The 20177-nt window shown below is 71.0% G+C and carries 15 protein-coding genes and 1 pseudogene; 14 read left to right on the plus strand and 2 right to left on the minus strand.

Going from position 1 to position 20177, the window contains the following annotated elements:
* A pseudogene (locus FYW99_RS16845) lies at positions 1-173 on the plus strand (ATP-dependent Clp protease ATP-binding subunit ClpX); the annotation flags it as partial.
* Positions 174-404: 231 nt separating this feature from the next.
* Here the strand turns inward: FYW99_RS16845 and FYW99_RS16850 are convergent.
* Positions 405-1118, minus strand: coding sequence for a DUF305 domain-containing protein (locus tag FYW99_RS16850; RefSeq protein WP_150253001.1), 714 nt, complete (start codon positions 1116-1118; stop codon positions 405-407).
* Between the two features lie 324 nt (positions 1119-1442).
* On the opposite strand from FYW99_RS16850, the gene FYW99_RS16855 reads away from it, so the two are divergent.
* The 3 genes from FYW99_RS16855 to FYW99_RS16865 all read left to right on the plus strand — a co-directional run bounded on the left by FYW99_RS16855 (position 1443) and on the right by FYW99_RS16865 (position 5994).
* The gene (locus tag FYW99_RS16855; RefSeq protein WP_150253002.1) at positions 1443-2819 is read left to right on the plus strand and encodes an LVIVD repeat-containing protein; all 1377 of its coding nucleotides are present in this window, start codon (positions 1443-1445) and stop codon (positions 2817-2819) included.
* 194 nt (positions 2820-3013) lie between these two features.
* A complete protein-coding gene (locus tag FYW99_RS16860) occupies positions 3014-4426 on the plus strand; it encodes a hypothetical protein (protein WP_150253003.1) in 1413 nt (470 codons plus the stop codon).
* A 152-nt stretch (positions 4427-4578) separates the two neighbouring features.
* Positions 4579-5994, plus strand: coding sequence for an LVIVD repeat-containing protein (locus FYW99_RS16865; RefSeq protein WP_150253004.1), 1416 nt, complete (start codon positions 4579-4581; stop codon positions 5992-5994).
* A 290-nt stretch (positions 5995-6284) separates the two neighbouring features.
* Here the strand turns inward: FYW99_RS16865 and FYW99_RS16870 are convergent, their stop codons facing one another.
* Positions 6285-7619 (minus strand): folylpolyglutamate synthase/dihydrofolate synthase family protein, encoded by a 1335-nt coding sequence (locus FYW99_RS16870; RefSeq protein ID WP_150253005.1) that lies wholly within the window; start codon positions 7617-7619, stop codon positions 6285-6287.
* Positions 7620-7739: 120 nt separating this feature from the next.
* On the opposite strand from FYW99_RS16870, the gene FYW99_RS16875 reads away from it, so the two are divergent.
* From FYW99_RS16875 to FYW99_RS16920, 10 genes are all read left to right on the plus strand, one after another.
* Positions 7740-9092, plus strand: a complete 1353-nt coding sequence (locus FYW99_RS16875) for a bifunctional folylpolyglutamate synthase/dihydrofolate synthase (RefSeq protein ID WP_150253006.1) — start codon at positions 7740-7742, stop codon at positions 9090-9092.
* Between the two features lie 31 nt (positions 9093-9123).
* The gene (locus FYW99_RS16880; RefSeq protein WP_150253007.1) at positions 9124-9519 is read left to right on the plus strand and encodes a DUF4233 domain-containing protein; all 396 of its coding nucleotides are present in this window, start codon (positions 9124-9126) and stop codon (positions 9517-9519) included.
* 154 nt (positions 9520-9673) lie between these two features.
* The gene (ndk, locus tag FYW99_RS16885) at positions 9674-10078 is read left to right on the plus strand and encodes a nucleoside-diphosphate kinase (protein ID WP_061078861.1); all 405 of its coding nucleotides are present in this window, start codon (positions 9674-9676) and stop codon (positions 10076-10078) included.
* Between the two features lie 221 nt (positions 10079-10299).
* Positions 10300-11334: a rod shape-determining protein gene (locus FYW99_RS16890; protein ID WP_026115390.1), complete on the plus strand. Its 1035-nt coding sequence runs from the start codon at positions 10300-10302 to the stop codon at positions 11332-11334.
* A 3-nt stretch (positions 11335-11337) separates the two neighbouring features.
* Positions 11338-12234: a rod shape-determining protein MreC gene (mreC, locus tag FYW99_RS16895; RefSeq protein ID WP_150253008.1), complete on the plus strand. Its 897-nt coding sequence runs from the start codon at positions 11338-11340 to the stop codon at positions 12232-12234.
* The gene (gene mreD, locus FYW99_RS16900; RefSeq protein ID WP_150253009.1) at positions 12231-12791 is read left to right on the plus strand and encodes a rod shape-determining protein MreD; all 561 of its coding nucleotides are present in this window, start codon (positions 12231-12233) and stop codon (positions 12789-12791) included. Before mreC ends, mreD begins: the two co-directional genes overlap by 4 nt.
* An 8-nt stretch (positions 12792-12799) precedes the next feature.
* Entirely contained in the window at positions 12800-14944 is a 2145-nt protein-coding gene (gene mrdA / locus FYW99_RS16905; protein ID WP_150253255.1) for a penicillin-binding protein 2, read from the plus strand.
* Between the two features lie 2 nt (positions 14945-14946).
* Positions 14947-16119, plus strand: a complete 1173-nt coding sequence (rodA, locus tag FYW99_RS16910) for a rod shape-determining protein RodA (RefSeq protein ID WP_150253010.1) — start codon at positions 14947-14949, stop codon at positions 16117-16119.
* 291 nt (positions 16120-16410) lie between these two features.
* Entirely contained in the window at positions 16411-18348 is a 1938-nt protein-coding gene (locus tag FYW99_RS16915; RefSeq protein ID WP_150253011.1) for a TIGR03960 family B12-binding radical SAM protein, read from the plus strand.
* A 933-nt stretch (positions 18349-19281) separates the two neighbouring features.
* A complete protein-coding gene (locus tag FYW99_RS16920) occupies positions 19282-20058 on the plus strand; it encodes a TIGR03936 family radical SAM-associated protein (RefSeq protein ID WP_263364075.1) in 777 nt (258 codons plus the stop codon).
* The last annotated feature ends 119 nt before the right edge of the window (positions 20059-20177 follow it).

Genomic DNA, 20177 nt, shown 5'->3' on the forward strand with positions numbered 1-20177 from the left:
GTGGGTTGCGGGCGATTATCGAGGAGGTGTTGTTGTCGGTGATGTATGAGGTGCCTTCTCGTGAGGATGTGGGTCAGGTGATCATTACGCGGGAGACGGTGATCGACAACGTCAACCCCACCATCGTCCCGCGGGCCCAGCTGCGCCGGTCCCGCCAGGAGAAGTCCGCCTAGCAGCGTCCTCCCGGACCCCGCCACACCAGGCCCCGCGCACACGAGTCCTCCGCGCGTACGACGGGTCCGGCAGCGCCTCGGCGGGGCCAGGACCCGCGCTCCGGCGGTTCGTCCGCCCGGACGGCGAGGCCCAGTACACGCGAGGGGGCGCCCCGACCGGGGCGCCCCCTCGCGTGTGCCCGGGACCGCTGCTCGCTCTCCGCGGGGAAGGGGCGCGCGGGCCAGCCGAACCTAACCCTCCAGCGCCTGCTCCATGCGCGCGATGTCGGCCTTCTGTTCGGCGATCACGTCGTTGGCCATGCGCATCACCGTCTGGTCCTTGCCCTCGGAGAGCACGTCCTCGGCCATGGTGACCGCGCCCTCGTGGTGGGTGGTCATCAGCTCCACGAAGAGGCGGTCGAACTCGTCGCCCTCGGCCGCAGCCAGCTGCTCCAGCTCCTCCTCGGTGGCCATGCCCGGCATGTCGCCGTGGTCGACCTCCAGTTCGCACGTGGGCACGTCACCGCTCTCGTCGTGATGGGTACCGTCCCCCTCCAGCCCGCAGAAGTTCTGGTGCGCCGGGTTCTCCCTGGCCGGGCCGAAGATGTTCTCCTCCAGCCAGCTCTCCATGGCGGTGATCTCCGGCCCCTGAGCGTCGGCGATGCGGTCGGCGATGAGCTCGATGTCCTCGCGTTCGTGGCGCTCGGGTACCAGGTCGGTCATCTCCAGGGCCTGCGAGTGGTGTTCGATCATCATCACCAGGTAGGTGACGTCGGCCTCGTTGTGGCCCTGCTCCTCGGCGAGAGCGGCGATCTGGTCGGCGGTGGCGGGGGATGACGACTCCCCGGGCGCGCCGGGGGCGATGACGTTGGCCGACTCCTGCTCCTGCCCGCCCCCGTCACCCGTACAGGCTGAGGCTCCGAGCAGGGCGAGAGCGGTTCCGGCCGCGAGTACCAGGCGACGCACGAGGTGTCCTCCGATGGGGTGGGGCTGCGGACGGGGCCGCTGTGCCGGTGGGCGTTGTGCCTTGGGGCAACGTCCTGCGGGCTTTCTTACTCACTCGACGGGTGTTCTGTCCAGCCCCGGGCGCGGGTTGGTGCCATCTCGTTCAACTTCGCGGTGCCGGGCGCGGAAGACGGGGCGCCCGTCGCCCTGAGGACTTCTGTGTGCTTTTGGTGTCATGAAGTATTAGATGTCCGGTCGCGGCGTTTCGTCTGGTTATTACCAATGGAGGGGAGTACAACCCATAGTAACTAGTTAGATGCTTTGTGTATTTCCGGGAGGTGTGCGGTGGTGTCGGAGACGCGAAGGCACGCGAACGGACTGCGCTGGGGGACGCTCGGAACGGCACCCCTCCTGGTCACCGCCCTCCTGGCCGTTCCGGGGGCGAGGGCCGACGGGGTGAGCACGGGCGGGGGCGTCGTGCACGTGGCCAACCTGCCCAGACCGGAGGGTCTGGACGGCGCCGCGTCCTACAACACCGACCTGGCCTTCAGCGGCGACTACGCCATCGGCGGCAACTACGACGGCTTCGTCGTCTACGACATCTCCGATCCGGAGAACCCGAGCCGGGTGTCCACGGTCGTGTGCCCCGGAAGCCAGGGCGACGTGTCGGTCAGCGGCGACCTGCTCTACCTCTCGGTGGACTACCCGCGCGCCAGCAGCGAGTGCGGCGCCCCCTCGGTGTCGGCCACCGATCCGGACGGTTTCGAGGGGATCCGGATCTTCGACATCTCCGACAAGGCCAACCCGCAGTACGTGTCGGCGGTGCGCACCGACTGCGGCTCGCACACCAACACGCTGGTACCGGGCGAGGACGGCGAGCACGAGTACGTGTACGTCTCCTCGTACTCGCCCTCGGAGGACTTCCCGAACTGCCAGCCGCCGCACGACAGGATCTCCGTCGTCGAGGTGCCGCTGGCGGACCCGGCCTCGGCCCGGGTGGTCAGCGAGCCGGTGCTGCTGCCGGACGGGGGCCACGGGACCACCACCGGCTGCCACGACATCACGGCCTACCCCGAGCGGGACCTGGCCGCCGCGGCCTGCCTGGGGGACGGCCTGCTGCTCGACATCGCCGACCCGGTCAACCCGGTGGTGGTCGAGCGCGTGAGCGACCCCAACTTCGCGTTCTGGCACTCGGCGACCTTCACCAACGACGCCCGCACCGTGATCTTCACCGACGAGCTCGGCGGCGGGCACGCGGCCACCTGTGACACCGAGACGGGGCCCGAACGGGGAGCCGACGCGATCTACTCGCTGGACCAGAGCGGCGCGGATCCGAAGCTCGAATTTCGGAGCTACTACAAACTGCCTCGTCACCAGACCGAAACTGAGAACTGTGTGGCGCACAACGGCTCGCTGATTCCGGTGCCCGGCCAGGACTACTTCGTGCAGTCCTGGTACCAGGGAGGAGTCTCGGTCATCGACCTCAACGACCCGGCCGCCCCCCGGGAGATCGGCCACTTCGACCGCGGTCCCTGGAACCCCGACGCCCTGACGACGGCGGGCTCGTGGTCGGCCTACTACTACAACGGCTACGTCTACTCCTCCGACATCATGCGCGGGCTCGACGTGCTCCGGCTCACCGACTCCCGTCTGGCCGGGGCGGAGGAGGTGCGGATGGAGGAGTTCAACCCGCAGTCGCAGCCGTCCCCGCCCTCCGGCTGAGCCGTCGGGGCGCGGCGCGCCGGAGCCCTCCGGCGCGCCGCGCGGCACCCGGGTTAGGCGCGTTGTGTAGCCGAATCGGGTCAGCTCGACACCGTGTTAAGAACAAGGTTTCTTTTGTCTCCCCCTATACATATAGATGTTGAACTGTGTACCTTCTTCCTGTTTCGCTCCAATCAGAATCAGGAGTACACAGGATGGCGTCATCCCCCCCGACCCCCAGCTTCCGGCGTACCAGACGCGGACTGACCGGAGTCTCCCTCGCCGGAGCGGCGGTGCTCATGGTCGGGCTCCTCGGCCCGGCCTCTGCCTCGGCGGACGAAGAGTTCGTCAGTGACGCCGACACCAGCGCCAACATCACCCATGTGACCAACGTCCCGAAGACCGAGGCCATGAGTGACTTCAACTCCGACCTCGCCTTCAGCGGCGACTACGCCATCGGCGGCAACTACAACGGCTTCGTCATCTACGACATCTCCGAGCCGGAGGAGCCGCAGGTCGTCTCCGAGGTCCTGTGCCCGGGCGGCCAGGGCGACGTGTCGGTCAGCGGCGACCTGCTCTACTTCTCGGTGGACTACCCCCGCGCGGGCACCGAGTGCGGAGCCCCCTCGGTGCCGACCACCGATCCGGACGGTTTCGAGGGGATCCGGATCTTCGACATCTCCGACAAGGCCAACCCGCGGTACGTGTCGGCGGTGCGCACCGACTGCGGCTCGCACACCAACACGCTGGTACCGGGCAAGGACGGCGAGCACGAGTACGTGTACGTCTCCTCGTACTCGCCCTCGGAGCGCTTCCCGAACTGCCAGCCGCCGCACGACAAGATCTCCGTCATCGAGATCCCCGTCGACGAACCGTCCGAGGCCAGGGTCATCGACACCCCGGTGCTCTTCCCCGACGGCGGAAACACCGGTACCGCCGGCTGCCACGACATCACCGTCTACGCCGAGCGTGACGTCGCCGCGGGCGCCTGCATGGGCGACGGCGTCCTGATGGACATCTCCGACCCGGCCGCGCCGGTCGTCACCGAGGTGGTCCAGGACGACAACTTCGCGTTCTGGCACTCGGCGACCTTCACCAACAACGGTCAGACCGTGCTGTTCACCGACGAGCTCGGCGGTGGCGGCGGCGCCACCTGCAACGAGGAGGTCGGTTCCGAGCGCGGCGCCAACGCCATCTACGCCATCGGCGGCGGCCAGGACTCCCCCGAGCTGGAGTTCGAGGGCTACTACAAGCTGCCCCGCCACCAGGCCGACACCGAGAACTGCGTCGCGCACAACGGCTCGCTGATCCCGGTCCCCGGACGCGACTACTTCGTGCAGTCCTGGTACCAGGGCGGCGTCTCGGTGATCGACTTCAACGACCCGAGCGACCCCCAGGAGATCGGTCACTTCGACCGCGACCCGATCAGCGAGGACGAGCTCGTCCTGGGCGGATCCTGGTCGGCCTACTACTACAACGGCTACGTCTACTCCTCCGACATCACCCGCGGGCTCGACGTCCTGAAGCTGGACGACCCCCGGTTCCGGGTGGCCGAGCAGGTGCAGATGGACGAGTTCAACCCCCAGTCCCAGCCCGAGTACCGGCCGGGACGCGGCAACGGCCGCTGACCGCACGGGCGCCCCGGGCCCCCGAGGGGACCGGGGCGCCCGCCCGAACGCCGCCCGGCACGTGACCGGGTGACGAAGGACCGGGGCCGCGGCCGTGTACGCCGCGGCCCCGGTGCGTCCACCCCCACCCCCGAGTGCACACAGGAGAACCCATGCCCGCACCTCCCGCAGCACCACGGGCCAGGACGGCCCTGCGCCGTACCGTGGTCCTCGCGTCCGCCGCGGCCGCGTCCCTGCTCGTCGGGCTCCTCGGTCCGGCCGCCGCGCAGGCGGACGAGGCTCCCGCCGAAGACATCCACAGCGACAACATCACCCACGTCGCCCACATGCCCAAGCCCTCGGCCGTACGCAACGTCAACTCCGACCTCGCCTTCAGCGGCGACTACGCCATCGGCGGCAACTACGACGGCTTCGTCATCTACGACATCTCCGAGCCGGAGGAGCCGCAGGTCGTCTCCGAGGTCCTGTGCCCGGGCGGCCAGGGCGACGTGTCGGTCAGCGGCGACCTGCTCTACTTCTCGGTGGACTACCCCCGCGCGGGCACCGAGTGCGGTGCCCCCTCCGTCTCGGTGACCGATCCGGACGGTTTCGAGGGGATCCGGATCTTCGACATCTCCGACAAGGCCAACCCGCAGTACGTGTCGGCGGTGCGCACCGACTGCGGCTCGCACACCAACACGCTGGTGCCGAGCAAGACCGGTGACAGCGACCTGGTCTACGTGTCGTCGTACTCGCCCTCCGAGGCCTTCCCGAACTGCCAGCCGCCGCACGACAAGATCTCCGTCATCGAGGTGCCGCACGACGCGCCCGAGGAGGCCGCGGTCGTCAACGAGCCGGTCCTGTTCCCCGAGGGCGGCAACCACGGGCAGGACGGTCTGCTGCTGCCCACCCAGGGCTGCCACGACATCACCGTCTACGCCGAGCGCGACATCGCCGCGGGCGCCTGCATGGGCGACGGCGTCCTGATGGACATCTCCGACCCGGTGAACCCGGTCGTCACCGAGGTGGTCCAGGACGAGAACTTCGCGTTCTGGCACTCGGCGACCTTCACCAACGACGCCAGGACCGTGCTGTTCACCGACGAGCTCGGCGGAGGCGGCGCCCCGACCTGCACCGAGGAGGTCGGTCCCCAGCGCGGAGCCGACGCGATCTACGAGGTGGGCGGCGGCGACTCGCCGGAGCTGGACTTCGCCAGCTACTTCAAGATCGACCGACACCAGGGCGACCAGGTGTGCGTGGCGCACAACGGCTCGCTGATCCCGGTGCCCGGCCAGGACTACTTCGTGCAGTCGTGGTACCAGGGCGGCATCTCGGTGATCGACTTCAACGACCCGAGCGCCCCGAGTGAGATCGGCTTCTTCGACGTGGACTCCCGCGTGGAGGAGGGCGTGCAGGACAACGACACCTGGTCGACGTACTACTACAACGGCTACGTGTACTCGTCCGACATCGAACGCGGCCTGGACGTGCTGCGGATCGACGACCCGCGCGTGCGCGCGGCCGAGCGGGTGCGGATGGAGGAGTTCAACCCGCAGAGCCAGGAGAGCTACCGGCCGGGACGGCACTGACGGCGGGTGGAGGGCTGACGGGCTCCCCGAGCCCGTGACCCGGACGGGGGCGGTGCCGCGGCGCCGCCCCCGTCGCCGTGGTGCGGTCCCGCCTCGCCGCCCTGTCCGGGGAGAGGGCACGGCGCAGCGGGGCGGGCTCGGGGACCCCCCGATTCCAGGAAAGCAGGCCGGCGCCCGGCACCGCCAGGGCCACCTCCGCCCTGTGGACGGCGTGGACGGCGTGGGCGGCGTGGGCGGCGTGGGCGGCGTGGGCGGCGTGGGCGGCCGCCCAACCGCCCGACCGCGCGGCCTCAGCCGAAGAGGCGGTCGGTGGGGGCGTCCACGGCCTCCAGGACCCGGCCGGTGAAGTAGACCGTGCCCAGCGCCAGCACGCGTCCGCCGAGCGCTCGCAGGGCCGCGGGGGACAGGTCCGCGGCGTCCATGCGGCCCCAGTGCTCCGGCAGGGCGCGCTCGAAGCGCAGGTGGGCCTCGGGCAGGCGCACGGCGGTCACGGGCAGGTCGCCGAGGACCTCCACCGCCCCCGACACGTCCTTGTGGTCGGGCAGGCACAGCAGCACGTGGTCCACCCCGCCCCACAGTCCGCGGGCGTGGGCCAGGGCGGCGGCGACCCCGTTGCGGTCGATGGCCGAGTCCACGACCACCTCGGCGCCCACCTCCGCGTCCGGCGCGGCTCCGCCCCTCACCGGCCCCCCGCCGGTCCCTCCGGAAGCCCCTCCGATCCGACCGGAGTCCTCTCCGGCCCCGCCGGGCACGGCGTGGCGGGACAGCCTTCCCGGCAGCCGGACGGTGCCCAGCACGGCGTGCAGCCGCTCCCGGTCCAGGGGCGGGCGGTCCAGGTGGTCCAGCATCCGCGCGGCCGCCGCCGTTCCCAGCACCCCCGAGGCCGCGGACAGCCCCGGCGGGCGCAGCTCGGGCGGCGGCTCCACCCCCGGCCGATCCGGATCGACCACCTCGGCCCGCACCCGGCCCCCGGTGGCCTCGGCCAGGGCGGCGTCGACCTCGGCGGCCACCTCCGCGGTCTGCGGCAGGCGCACCAGCGCGCGGGTCCGCTCCCCGGCGACCCGGGTCTTCTCCCGGGCGATCTGCGCAACGGTGTCGCCGAGGACGCCCACGTGCTCGGCGAAGACCTTCCCCAGGGCGACGACCTCCGGACCGACCAGGCGCAGTTCGTCGCGGTGACCGCCCATCCCGGCCTCCAGCACGCACACGTCGGCGTCCGCCTCGCGGGCGCGCAGCAGGCCCGCCACCAGGAACAGCCCGCTCGGCGCCAGGTAGCCGCCCGACTCCTCCACCGACGGCAGCTCCCGGCGGGCGGCCTCGATCCGCTCGCCCAGCGCGTCCAGTTCGCCGTCGGTCACCGACGTCCCGTCCACCCGCACGCGCTCGCGGTAGGAGCGAAAGCTCGGCCCGGTGACCAGCACCGTGCGCAGCCCGGCAGACGACAGCGCCGCCGCCGCCGTGGTCGCGGTGCTCCCCTTGCCCTTGGAACCCACCACCCCCAGCACCGGCGGGCGTTCGGCGTCCAGGTCCAGCGCGCGCATCAGCGCCGCGGCGCGCTCCAGGCTCCGGGTCTGTCCGGGGCGGCGCCGCGCCCACTCGGAGAAGAACAGGTCAAGGCTTGGCATGCTCCCAGTATGGTCTGTGCGACACAGGCCACCGGATCCTTTGCCCGGGGTCCGAGCCCAGGTGGGGGCGCGTAGACTGACGCGGGTGTACACCCCGAACACACGAGACACCGAGACACCGTGAGCGAAGCCAGCGCCGAGCAGCGCTACGCCGAGGTGACCGCGGAGATCCTCTCCCGCGCGCCCGAGTCCGACATCGATCCTCGACTGGACCGGGTCCGCACCCTGCTGGACCTCCTGGGCGACCCGCACCGCAACTTCCGGGCCATCCACGTCACCGGTACCAACGGCAAGACCTCCACCGCCCGCATGATCGACGCGCTCATGCGCGGGCGGGGGTTGCGCGTGGGCCGCTACACCAGCCCGCACCTGCGCACCGTGCGCGAACGCATCGTCATCGACGGGGAGCCGATCTCCCAGGAGCGGTTCGTCGAGACCTACGACGACATCCGCCCCTACGTCGAGATGGCCGACTCGATGAACGACGCCCCGCTGTCGTTCTTCGAGATCCTCACGGTGATGGCCTACGCCGTCTTCGCCGACGCCCCCGTGGACGTGGCCGTCGTCGAGGTCGGCATGGGCGGCCGGTGGGACGCCACCAACGTCGTCGACGGAGACGTCGCCGTGGTGACCCCCATCGGGATCGACCACACCGAGTACCTGCCCGACACGGTGGAGGGCATCGCCGAGGAGAAGGCGGGCATCATCAAGCCCGACTCCGTGGCGGTCCTGGCCCAGCAGCCGCTGCCCGCCGCCGAGGTTCTGATGCGCAACGCCGCTGAGGTCGGGGCGCAGGTGGCCAGGGAGGGCCTGGAGTTCGGGGTCACCTCCCGCGAGATCGCCGTCGGCGGCCAGCAGCTCGCCGTCAAGGGCCTGACCGGCAGCTACGAGAACCTGTTCCTGCCCCTGTTCGGGGCGCACCAGGCCGGAAACGCCGCCGTGGCCGTCGCCGCGGTCGAGGCGTTCGCCTCATCCGGCGACGACGCCGGGGGCCTGGACCCCGCCATCGTCGGCGAGGCCCTCGCGGGAGTGGACTCCCCGGGCCGTATGGAGGTCGTGCGCACCAGCCCGACCATCATCGCCGACGCGGCGCACAACCCGGCCGGGATGACCGCCACCGCGGCGGCCGTGGAGGAGGCCTTCACCTTCTCCCGGCTGGTCGGAGTGGTCGCGATCATGGCCGACAAGGACGTCGAGGGGATTCTCGAACCCCTCGAACCACTGCTCGACGAGATCGTCGTCACCCGTAACTCCTCCCCGCGTTCCCTCGACCCGGAGCGGCTGTCCAACGTCGCCCAGCACATCTTCGGTGAGGACCGCGTGCACGTGGAGCCCCGACTCGACGACGCCATCGACCGGGCCGTGGGCCTGGCCGAGGAAGGCGGGGAGTTCGGCGGCACCGGTGTACTGGTCACCGGATCGGTCGTCACCGCGGGTGACGCCGTCCATCTGTTGCGCGGTGTGCAGGAGTGACGGGCCAGGTCTACTACGAAGGGAACCCGCCGTGCGTGTAGTCTGCGCCGTCATCCTGGTGTTCGAGGTCATCGTGATCGGCCTCTTCATCCCCGTCGCCATCTCCCTGGAGGGGATGGACCCGGTCCTGGCCGGGAGCCTGTGGGGAGGGATGGCCGTCGCCGCCCTCGTGCTCTCCGGGCTCCAGAAGCACCGCTGGGCCCACTACGCGGCCTGGGCGTTGCAGGCCGCCTTCCTGTTCACCTCCTTCCTGGTCTCCGGGGCGATGCTGATCGCGGTGGTGTTCGTCTCGCTGTGGGTGACCGGCGTCATCATGGGCCGCCGCACCGACGAGATGAAGGCCGCCCACCTGGCCCGCGCCGAGGCGGAGGCCGCCGGGCAGGGCGGGGACGCCGCGGCCTCCGCGCCCGCGCGCCAAACGCGATAGTGTGACGCAGGTCCGGGCGGGCGGCCCGGGGAGATCCCTCCTTCTGCGGCCCTCGCACCTGTGACCCATCACCCGATTCCTCCGCGTGCGGCCGCTGCCGTGGGCGGGTGCCCACGTGCGCCACGCGGAGCCCCAGTGAGGAGTTGACACGCACGTGGAGCGCACTCTCGTTCTCATCAAGCCGGACGGCGTCCGCCGCAACATCGTCGGCGAGGTCATCTCGCGCATCGAGCGCAAGGGCCTGAAGCTGGTCGCCATGGAGCTGCGCACGCTCGACGCCGAGACCGCCAGGACGCACTACGAGGAGCACGCCGAGCGCCCGTTCTTCGGCTCCCTCGTCGAGTTCATCACCGGTGGCCCCCTGGTGGCCATGGTGGTCGAGGGCGAGCGCGCGGTGGAGGCGTTCCGCGCCCTGGCCGGCGCCACCGACCCGGTGACCGCCACCCCCGGCACCATCCGCGGCGACTTCGCGCTGGAGGTGCAGCAGAACATCGTGCACGGCTCGGACTCCACCTACTCCGCCGAGCGCGAAATCAAGCTGTTCTTCCCCGACCTGTAGGGGAAACGGAGCGGTCCGCGGGTCCTTCGGCATGTGGGGCCCGCGGCCACGGGCGACTTCTGTCGGTTCGTCCGCCGACGGGGCAACAATTCGGTGTGTTTGCGTAACGGACTAAGTGCTGACCGTTACGATACGGGGGACTGGATACCTATCGTGCCGGAACGACTACGTATGGTCGCCCCGGGTAACCACGTCCGACACGGCGCCTCTGAGGACGTTACATGCCGAACAACCTTGCTTTTCTCGGCCGGGACATGGCCGTCGACCTGGGTACCGCCAACACGCTCGTGTACGTGCGAGGACGCGGCATCGTTCTGAACGAGCCGTCGGTGGTCGCGCTCAACACCTCAACGGGCCGGATCGTCGCTGTCGGCATCGAGGCCAAGCAGATGATCGGCCGCACACCGACCAACATCACGGCCATCCGTCCTCTGAAGGACGGTGTCATCGCCGACTTCGAGATCACCGAGCGCATGCTGCGCTACTTCATCCAGAAGATCCACCGGCGGCGCCACTTCGCCAAGCCGCGTCTGATCGTGGCGGTCCCCAGCGGTATCACCTCGGTCGAGCACCGCGCCGTCAAGGAAGCGGGCTACCAGGCCGGCGCGCGCAGGGTCTACATCATCGAGGAGCCCATGGCCGCCGCCATCGGCGCCGGGCTCCCCGTCCACGAGCCCACCGGCAACATGGTCGTGGACATCGGCGGCGGCACCACCGAGGTCGCCGTGATCTCGATGGGCGGCATCGTCACCTCCCAGTCCATCCGCGTGGGCGGCGACGAACTCGACCAGGCCATCGCGACCTTCGTCAAGAAGGAGTTCTCCCTGATGATCGGGGAGCGCACCGCCGAGGAGCTGAAGATGGCCATCGGCTCCGCCTACCCGACCGGCTCCGAGGAGATCCGCGCCGAGGTGCGCGGACGCGACCTCGTCAGCGGGTTGCCCAAGACCATCGTCCTGGCCGAGAGCGACGTCCGCCAGGCCATCGAGGAGCCGGTCACCGCCATCGTCGACGCGGTCCGCACCAGCCTGGACAAGTGCCCCCCGGAGCTGTCGGGCGACATCATGGACCGCGGCATCGCCGTCACCGGCGGCGGAGCGCTGCTCCGCGGGATCGACGAGAGGCTCCTGCACGAGACCGGGATGCCCATCCACGTCGCCGACAACGCGCTGGACTCCGTCGCCGTCGGCTCGGGCACCTGCGTCGAGAACTACGAACGGCTCCACCAGGTACTCGTCCCCGAACGGCGGAGGTGACCCATGTTCCGCGACTCACGAAGATCCCGTGTACTCCTCGCCGTACTCGTCGCCGTGGCGGTGGCCCTGCTCGTCCTGGACGCCCGTCCCGGCGCCAACCCCGTCACCTCCGTCGCCCGCACGGGCGGCGAACTCGTCTTCGCGCCCGCCGCCGCGGGGATCAGCTGGGCGACCGGGCCCGTGTCCGGCCTCTACGAGGGGCTGGTCCGGGGACCCGAATCCGAGCGCGTCGCCGAGCTGGAGCAGGCCAACGCCGAGCTGGAGGACGACCTGCGGGCCGCGCGCATCGACAGCGCGCGCGCCGAGCAGCTCGACGCGATGCTGGGACTGGCCGGTCTGGGCGGCTACGAGATCGTCCCCGCCCAGTCCGTCACCCGCGTCACCGCGCGCGGCTACGCCGACACGGTCACCATCGACGCCGGCACCGACTCCGGAGTGCGCCCGGACATGACCGTGGTCAACGGCTCCGGTCTGGTGGGCAAGGTCATCGAGGCCGGTCCGAGCACCGCCACCGTCATGCTCGCCACCGACGTCAACTCCGCCGTCGGCTCCCGCCTGGAGGCCACGCGCAAGATCGGCGTGGTCCGGGGCGGCACCGTCCCCGGCGGTCCCGACGCCGAACTGACCCTGGAGCTTTTCGACCTCCAGGCGCCGGTCGAGGCCGGGGACCGGCTGGTCACGCTCGGCTCGCACGAGGGCGCGCCCTTCGTGCCCGGCGTGCCGATCGGCACCGTCGAGGAGGTGCAGGTGGCACCCGGAGCGCTCAGCCGTCTCGCCCGTATCGCACCGGCCGTGGACTTCTCGTCCCTGGACGTGGTGGGCGTGGTGGTCGGGGGTCCCGAGGAGGACCCGCGCGACTCCGTGCTCCCGCCCCGACCCGACAAGGGGGAACGCTCATGAGGAACGCAGCGGCCCTGGGCCTGGTGGCCGTCGCCGTCCTCGCCCAGGCCACCGTCGTCAACCGGCTCCCGTTCGAGTGGGGTGCCGGACCCGACCTCGTGGTCGCGGCGATCGTCGCGGTCGCCCTGACCAGCAGCCCAGCCGCCGCGGCGGCCTGCGGTTTCGCCGCCGGGCTGGCCATGGACGTCCTGCCGCCCGCCGAGCACGCGCTGGGCCGCTACGCCCTGGTGCTGTGCGTTGCCGCCTACCTGCTGGCCCTGCTGCACAGGAACACCGGCTCGGCCGGAGTACTGGGCGGCAGGCCCTCGGTGTGGGCCCTGACGGCCGTCACCGCCGTCACCACCGTGGGAGTGGGCCTGGGCTACGCGCTGGTCGGCGTACTCATGGGCGACCCGCGGGTGTCGCTGGCCGCCGTGGCGGTCAACACCCTCGTCGGAGCCGCCCTGACGGCCCTGGTCTCGCCACTGGTCACGCTTCCGCTGCTGTGGGCGCGGGGGGCGCTCTCCGACAGCGAGCTCGCCGGCGTCCGGGGCACCGTGTCCCCGGGGGGGTGGTGAACGTGCACATGTCACCCGTCGGCGACGTCGAACTGCCCGGGCGCAGGCTCGGCCGGGCCGGACTGCTGCTCGCCCAGATCCTGGTCCTGGTGCTCTTCGCGGCCCTGGCCGTGCGGCTGTGGTACCTCCAGATCCCGATGTGGGACCACTACCGCGAGCTCGCGGTGGCCAACCACCACCAGCAGCTCCTCGTCCCCGCCACGCGGGGGCAGGTCCTCGACGCCACCGGCCGACCGCTGGTCAACAACAGCACCGAGCTGGTGGTCTCCGCCGACTACCACGAGATCGTGGGCATGGATGACGGCGGCGAGAAGGTCCTGACCGACCTGTCCGAGGTGCTCGACGTCCCGCTGGAGGAGCTCCAGAAGCGCATGCGCCTGTGCGGGCCCGAGGTGAGCCGCCCGTGCTGGCCCGGCTCGCCCTACCAGCCCGTCACCCTCGCCGACGACGTGGAGCCGTCCGTCGCCCTCCAGATCATGGAGAGCGCCGACCGCTTCCCGGGGATCAGCGCCCAGGCCCACGCCGTGCGCGAGTACCCGCAGGGCGAGCACGGCTCCCAGATGCTGGGCTACCTGCAACCGGTGACCCAGGAGGAGCTGGAGGCCCGCGAGGACCTGCGCACCCAGTTCACCGGTATCGACATGGTGGGCCGCGACGGAGTGGAGGCGGTCTACGACGCCCAGCTGCGCGGCACAGCGGGCAAGCGCGTCCTGGGGGTGAACAACCACGGCGAGGTCATGGAGGTCATCTCCGAGACGCCTCCCGAACCGGGGGCGCACCTGGTCACCCACGTCGACCTGGGCGTGCAGAAGGTCGCCGAGGAGGCGCTGGCCGAGGGGATGGCGGGCGCACGGCCCCGCTACAAGGCCGACTCCGGCGCCGCCATCGTCCTGGACGTGCGCACCGGCGGAGTGGTGGCCATGGCGAGCCTGCCCACCTACGACCCCGCGATCTGGCGCGGCGGCATCGACCAGGAGACCTTCGACGAGATGCTCAGCGAGGAGGCGGGCGAGCCGCTGCTCTCCCGCGCCGTGCAGGGCACCTACCCGCCGGGTTCCACGTTCAAGGTCTCCTCGCTCGCGGCGGCCGCGGAGAACGGGTACTCGCTGCGCAGCACCTACGCCTGCCCGGGGTCGGTGAACCTGGCGGGGCAGAACTACCAGAACTACGAGGGCCAGGGCCAGGGGCCGATCAGCCTGCACCAGGCCATCGTGGTCTCCTGCAACACCGTCTTCTACAACTTCGGCTACCAGATGTGGAAGGACGACGGCGGGCTCTACCCCGACGGCGAGGCCGACGAGGCGATGGCCGAGATGGCCAAGGGCTTCGGCTTCGGCTCCCCGACCGGGATCGACCTGCCCTACGAGACCTCCGGGCGCATCCCCGACCGCGAGTGGAAGCGCACCTTCTGGCAGGAGACGCGCGAGAACAACTGCTACCGGGGCGAGCACGGCTACCCCGAGGTCTCCGAGACCGACCCGTCGCGCGCCGCCTACCTCAAGCTGCTGGCCTACGAGCAGTGCGTGGAGGGCTTCCAGTGGCGGGCCAACGAGGCCGTCAACTTCGCCATCGGCCAGGGCGACGTCCTCGTCACCCCGCTCCAGCTCGCCAGCGCCTACGCGGCCATCGCCAACGGCGGCACGCTCTACGAGCCCCGCATCGGCAGGGCGCTGGTCTCCGCCGACGGGACGGAGGTACGGGAGATCGAGCCGGTCGTGCGCGGCGAGCTCCCGGTCAGCGACGAGACGCTGGAGTACCTCCAGACCGCGCTCACCGCGGTCCCCAAGGAGGGGACCGCCCGCGGCGCCTTCGCCGGGTTCCCGCAGGACGAGGTGTCCGTCGCGGGCAAGACCGGTAGCGCCGACGTGGAGGGGCGCCAGGTCTCCTCCTGGTTCGCCTCCTACGCGCCCGCCGACGACCCGCAGTTCGCCATCGTCGTCCTGGTCTCCCAGGGCGGTACCGGCGGTATGACCGCGGCGCCCATCGCGCGCGCCATCTACGACGGCATCTACGGGTTCGACTCCCCGGCGCAGGGGGCCGAGGCCGCGGAGGAGGGGGCCGGCGGCGGGGATCCGCTGATCCCGGGCGGCGCGCCGCCCGAGCGGCTGCCCGCCGTCCGTCCCGACGGCTCCATCGACCTGCTGGATCGGTAGTCATGAGCACCTACGTGGGGGCGCCCGGATCACGGGGCGCCGAGATCGGACGCAGCGCGGCGGGCCTGGCCCGCCGACTGGACTGGACGCTGGTCGCGTCGGTGGCGGCCCTGTGCGCCATCGGCTCGCTGCTGGTGTGGTCGGCGACCATCCCGGGCGACGGCAGCGACCCGCTCGAATCCACCGAACACCTGGCCCGCCACCTGCTCCACCTGATGGTGGCGTGGGCGCTGTGCCTGGTGGTCGCCGCGGTGGACCACCGCACGATCCGCGCGTACGCGCCGATCGTCTACCTGGTCACGGTGATCGCGCTGGTCCTGGTGCTCACCCCGCTCGGCGAGGTGATCAACGGGTCACGCGGCTGGATCGTGGTCGGCGGCTTCCAGTTCCAGCCCAGTGAACTGTCCAAGGTCGGGCTGGTCCTGGTCCTGGCCACGCTGCTGGGGGAGCCCCGCGACGGCGAGGCCCGGCCGATGACGCGGGACGTGGTGTTCTGCCTGGTGGTCCTGGCGGTGCCGCTGGCCCTGGTGATGTCGCAGCCGGACCTGGGCACCACGCTGGTGCTCGTCATGATCTTCCTGGGCATGCTCACGCTGTCGGGCGCCCCGATCGTGTGGGTGGCGGGCATGCTGGCGTGCGGGGTGGTCGGCGCGCTGTGCGTGTGGTGGTTCGACATGCTGGAGCCCTACCAGCTGGACCGCATCGCGACCCTGATGGACCCGACCGCCGACCCGCAGGGCGCGGGGTACAACTCCAACCAGGCGCTGATCGCGGTGGGATCGGGCGGGTTCAACGGGACCGGGCTGTTCCAGGGCGAGCAGACGCACGGGCAGTTCGTGCCCGAGCAGCACACCGACTTCATCTTCACGGTGGCGGGCGAGGAACTGGGGTTCGTGGGGTCGGTGGTGGTCATCGGTCTGTTCGCGCTGATCCTGTGGCGGATCCTGCGCATCGCCCAGGGGTGCGAGCAGCCCTACCCCCGCCTGCTGTGCGTGGGCGTGGTCGCCTGGTTCGGGTTCCAGGCCTTCATCAACATCGGGATGGGCCTGGGGGTCGTGCCGGTGACGGGCCTGCCGCTGCCGTTCATGTCCTACGGCGGTACCGCGGTCGTGGCCAACATGGTGGCCCTGGGACTGGTGCTGGGCGTCGACTCCCGGGACCGGGGCTTCGCCTAGCGGGCGCCCCGGGAAAACGGACCGGAACGCCTGGGGGCGGGCGCGGCGGAGCAGCCGGGTCCGCCCCCAGGCCGTCCGCCGGGCCGGGCCGCCGGGGGAAGCGGCGCCGCGCGGACGGACCGGACCCGCGGTGGTCCGACCGGGCCTGTGGATGGAGCGGTCCGGAGCCCGGGTCGCCGGTAGCCTGGGAACATCCGCGCGGGCGCGCTCCACGCGTCACGGCGCCGACTCCCGCGACGGCGGGGGTCCACGCACACCCGACACGATGTCCGCCGAACGAAGGCCCACACCATGTCCGTCGAAAGCCTCTTCCCGCGGCTGGAGCCCCTGTTGACGCAGGTGGCCAAGCCCATCCAGTACGTCGGTGGCGAGCTCAACTCCGTGGTCAAGGAATGGGACGAGACCCGGGTGCGCTGGGCGCTGATGTACCCGGACGCCTACGAGGTGGGAGTGCCCAACCAGGGCGTCCAGATCCTGTACGAGGTCCTCAACGAGCGCGAGGGAGTGCTGGCCGAGCGCGCCTACGCGGTGTGGCCGGACCTGGAGAAGCTCATGCGCGAGCACGGCGTGCCCCACTTCACCGTGGACGCGCACCGGCCGCTGGCCGCCTTCGACGTGCTCGGGCTGAGCTTCGCCAGCGAGATGGGCTACACCAACATGCTCACCGCGCTGGACCTGGCGGGCATCCCGCTGCGCTCGGCCGACCGCACCGACGACCACCCGGTCGTGCTGGCGGGCGGGCACTCGGCTTTCAACCCCGAGCCGATCGCCGACTTCCTGGACGCGGTGGTCCTGGGCGACGGCGAGGAGATCACCCTCGCCGTCACCGAGATCATCCGCGAGTTCAAGGAGGAGGGCGAGCCCGGCGGGCGCGACGGCCTGCTGCTGCGCCTGGCCGCGACCGGCGGCGTGTACGTACCCCGCTTCTTCGACGTGGACTACCACGAGGACGGGCGGATCGCCTCCTACACGCCCAACCGGCCCGGGGTGCCCGCCACGGTGCAGAAGCACACCGTGATGGACCTGGACCAGTGGCCCTACCCCAAGAAGCCGATCGTGCCGACCGCCGAGTCCGTGCACGAGCGCTACAGCGTGGAGATCTTCCGCGGCTGCACGCGCGGCTGCCGGTTCTGCCAGGCGGGGATGATCACCCGGCCGGTGCGCGAGCGCAACAAGGAGACCGTCACCAAGATGGTCGAGGACGGCGTCAGGGCCTCCGGTTTCCAGGAGGTGGGGCTGCTGTCGCTGTCCAGCGCCGACCACAGCGAGATCGGGCAGATCGCCAAGGGGCTCGCCGACCGGTACGAGGGCACCAACACCGGTCTGTCGCTGCCCTCCACCCGCGTGGACGCGTTCAACATCGACCTGGCCAACGAGCTGACCCGCAACGGACGCCGCTCCGGCCTGACGTTCGCGCCGGAGGGCGGCAGCGAGCGGATGCGCCGGGTGATCAACAAGATGGTCACCGAGGAGGACCTCATCCGCACCGTCACCGCCGCGTACGCGGCCGGGTGGCGGCAGGTGAAGCTGTACTTCATGTGCGGCCTGCCCACCGAGGAGGACGAGGACGTCCTGGCCATCGCCGACCTGGCCACCGAGGTGATCCGGACGGGCCGCGAGGTGACCGGGCGCAAGGACATCCGCTGCACGGTGTCCATCGGCGGGTTCGTGCCCAAGCCGCAGACCCCGTTCCAGTGGGCGGCGCAGACCTCGCACGAGGCCGTCGACGCCCGGCTGCGCAAGCTGCGCGACAGGCTGCGGGGCGACCGCAAGTACGGCAAGTCGATCGGTCTGCGCTACCACGAGGGGCGCCCCTCCATCATCGAGGGCCTGCTCTCCCGGGGAGACCGCAGGGTCGGCCGGGTGGTCGAGGAGGTGTGGCGCTCGGGGGGCCGGTTCGACGGCTGGAGCGAGCACTTCTCCTACGACCGGTGGTCCAGGGCCGCCGAGGACGGCCTGGCCGGCCTCCCGGTGGACGTGGACTGGTTCACCACCCGAGAGCGCGATGAGGACGAGGTCCTGCCCTGGGACCACCTGGACGCGGGCCTGGACCGGTCGTGGCTGTGGCAGGACTGGCAGGACTCGCTGTACGGCGAGGAGTCGCTGGAGGTGGACGACTGCCGCTGGAACCCCTGCTACGACTGCGGAGTCTGCCCGAGCATGGGCACCGAGATCCAGATCAACGCCCCGGCGGAGGGCCGCCCGCTGCTGCCGCTGAACGTGGTCTAGGGTCTGTTTCTCGAACCGGCCTCGGCTTGCGGTGGCGGGCGCCCACGGGGTTCCGGTGGTGGCGGAGGCGGGTTTCCGCGGGAGAACCGCGCCGCAGGCGTCGGTTGGGGTGGTGGCGGGCGACGGGCGGCACGAGCGAACCCGCCGTAGGCGCCACCGGGCCTGCTGCGACCCGGCTCCCGTGCTCCGGGCGCCCGAACACGGGCCGAAGCGAAGCGGAGGTCCCAGAAACACTGCCCAGCCGGATCGGTGAGGGGCGCGGGGCGGGGCCTCGCGGGCCGTGCGCCGCGGCCCCGTGCGGAGGACGGCTCCGACCACGGCGGCATGCCGCGCGGAGCCAGGGAGGCCCCCGGCGAGGCCGTACACGGACGAACCCCTGGTTCCACCGGTCGCCGGTGGGGCCAGGGGTTCTGGTGTCCGTGCCGGGGACAGGGGTCGGCCCATGTGTCCCAGGAGGGGGTGACGTAGGATTTCGCGCTCCGGGCGCTCTGCTCGACCCTTGAAGGGGAGAACGGCCCGGGGGAGGAAGGTGTACGGCCCGGCGCCCCGCTCGCGCCGGGCCGTACGTGTAATAGGACTCGCGGGTTACGCGGGGGGTTGCCATCGGATCCAGATTTTCTTCGGATTTTTTTCGGGGAACCCCGCGTTCTGGTGGTGAACACGGCTTCGGTATCCGCTCCGACCGCTCGGGGACTTTTCGACCGCAGGTCAGTGGGGGAGATACCGGTATGCGTAGTCCTGTTGGCGCATGTGCACCACGGCGCACCGTACGCTGAGCAGGACGAGGAACAGCCCCTTCAGGTCGCCCCGCCGACCGCACCAGGGGGCATGAGGAAAGGAGTTGAGCTGCCCCCCGCATCCGAGGGCACCACCTCACCCTCCACCGCCAAACCCGGACAACGGCTTCGCGTCCACTACGCCAAGCGCGGACGTATGAGGTTCGCCAGCCACCGCGACATCGCCCGGGCTCTGGAGCGCGCCCTGCGCAGGGCCTCCGTACCCGTGGCTTTCTCCGCTGGCTTCTCACCTCACCCCAAGGTCTCCTACACCGGAGCGGCCCCCACCGGGGTCGCCAGCGAGGCGGAGTACCTTGAACTCACTCTGGCCGAGCACCGTCCACCCGAGAGGGTCCGAGCCGACATCGACGCGGCCATGCCCCAGGGCATCGACGTCGTCGAGGTCGTCGAGGCCCGACATCCCGGGCTGGCCGACCGGCTCCAGGCCTCCGAATGGCGCGTGGAGATGGCTGGCGTCGACCCCGACGACGCCTCCAGGGCGGTGGCCGCCTATCTGGCCGCCGACAGCGTCGAGGTGGAGCGGATGACGAAGAAGGGTCGTCGACGCTTCGACACACGGCCGGCAGTGGTCCGTATCGACGTGTGCGCTGACTCCCATGGGCGCGCCCCAGAGGAACATCACACGACATATGCCATACTTCGGATGGTCGTACGGCACACGACACCTGCTGTTCGACCGGACGACGTGCTGACCGGCCTTCGCCACGTGGCCGACCTCGCGCCGCCGTCATCACCCATGATGACCCGGCTGGCGCAGGGGCCGCTGGACGAGACGACAGGTGCGATCGCGGACCCGCTCTCCCGGGACCGGCCCGAAGCCCACACGAGCTCCGGACCCGCGGAAGACAACGCGGAGGAGCGGCGCGGCAACGCACCACGGCCGTCAACGCCCATGGCGGGACCGCACGGATGAGCGGCCCCGAAGCGGGGAACATGGGCGACACCACAGGACTTTGCCCCGACGGCGCCTCGGCGCCGCCGGCGCTGACACAGCGACGACAGTTCTCGTGAGCCGCGCCGCCGACCGAGAGG

Source organism: Nocardiopsis deserti, from assembly GCF_008638355.1.
Lineage (GTDB): Bacteria > Actinomycetota > Actinomycetes > Streptosporangiales > Streptosporangiaceae > Nocardiopsis > Nocardiopsis alborubida.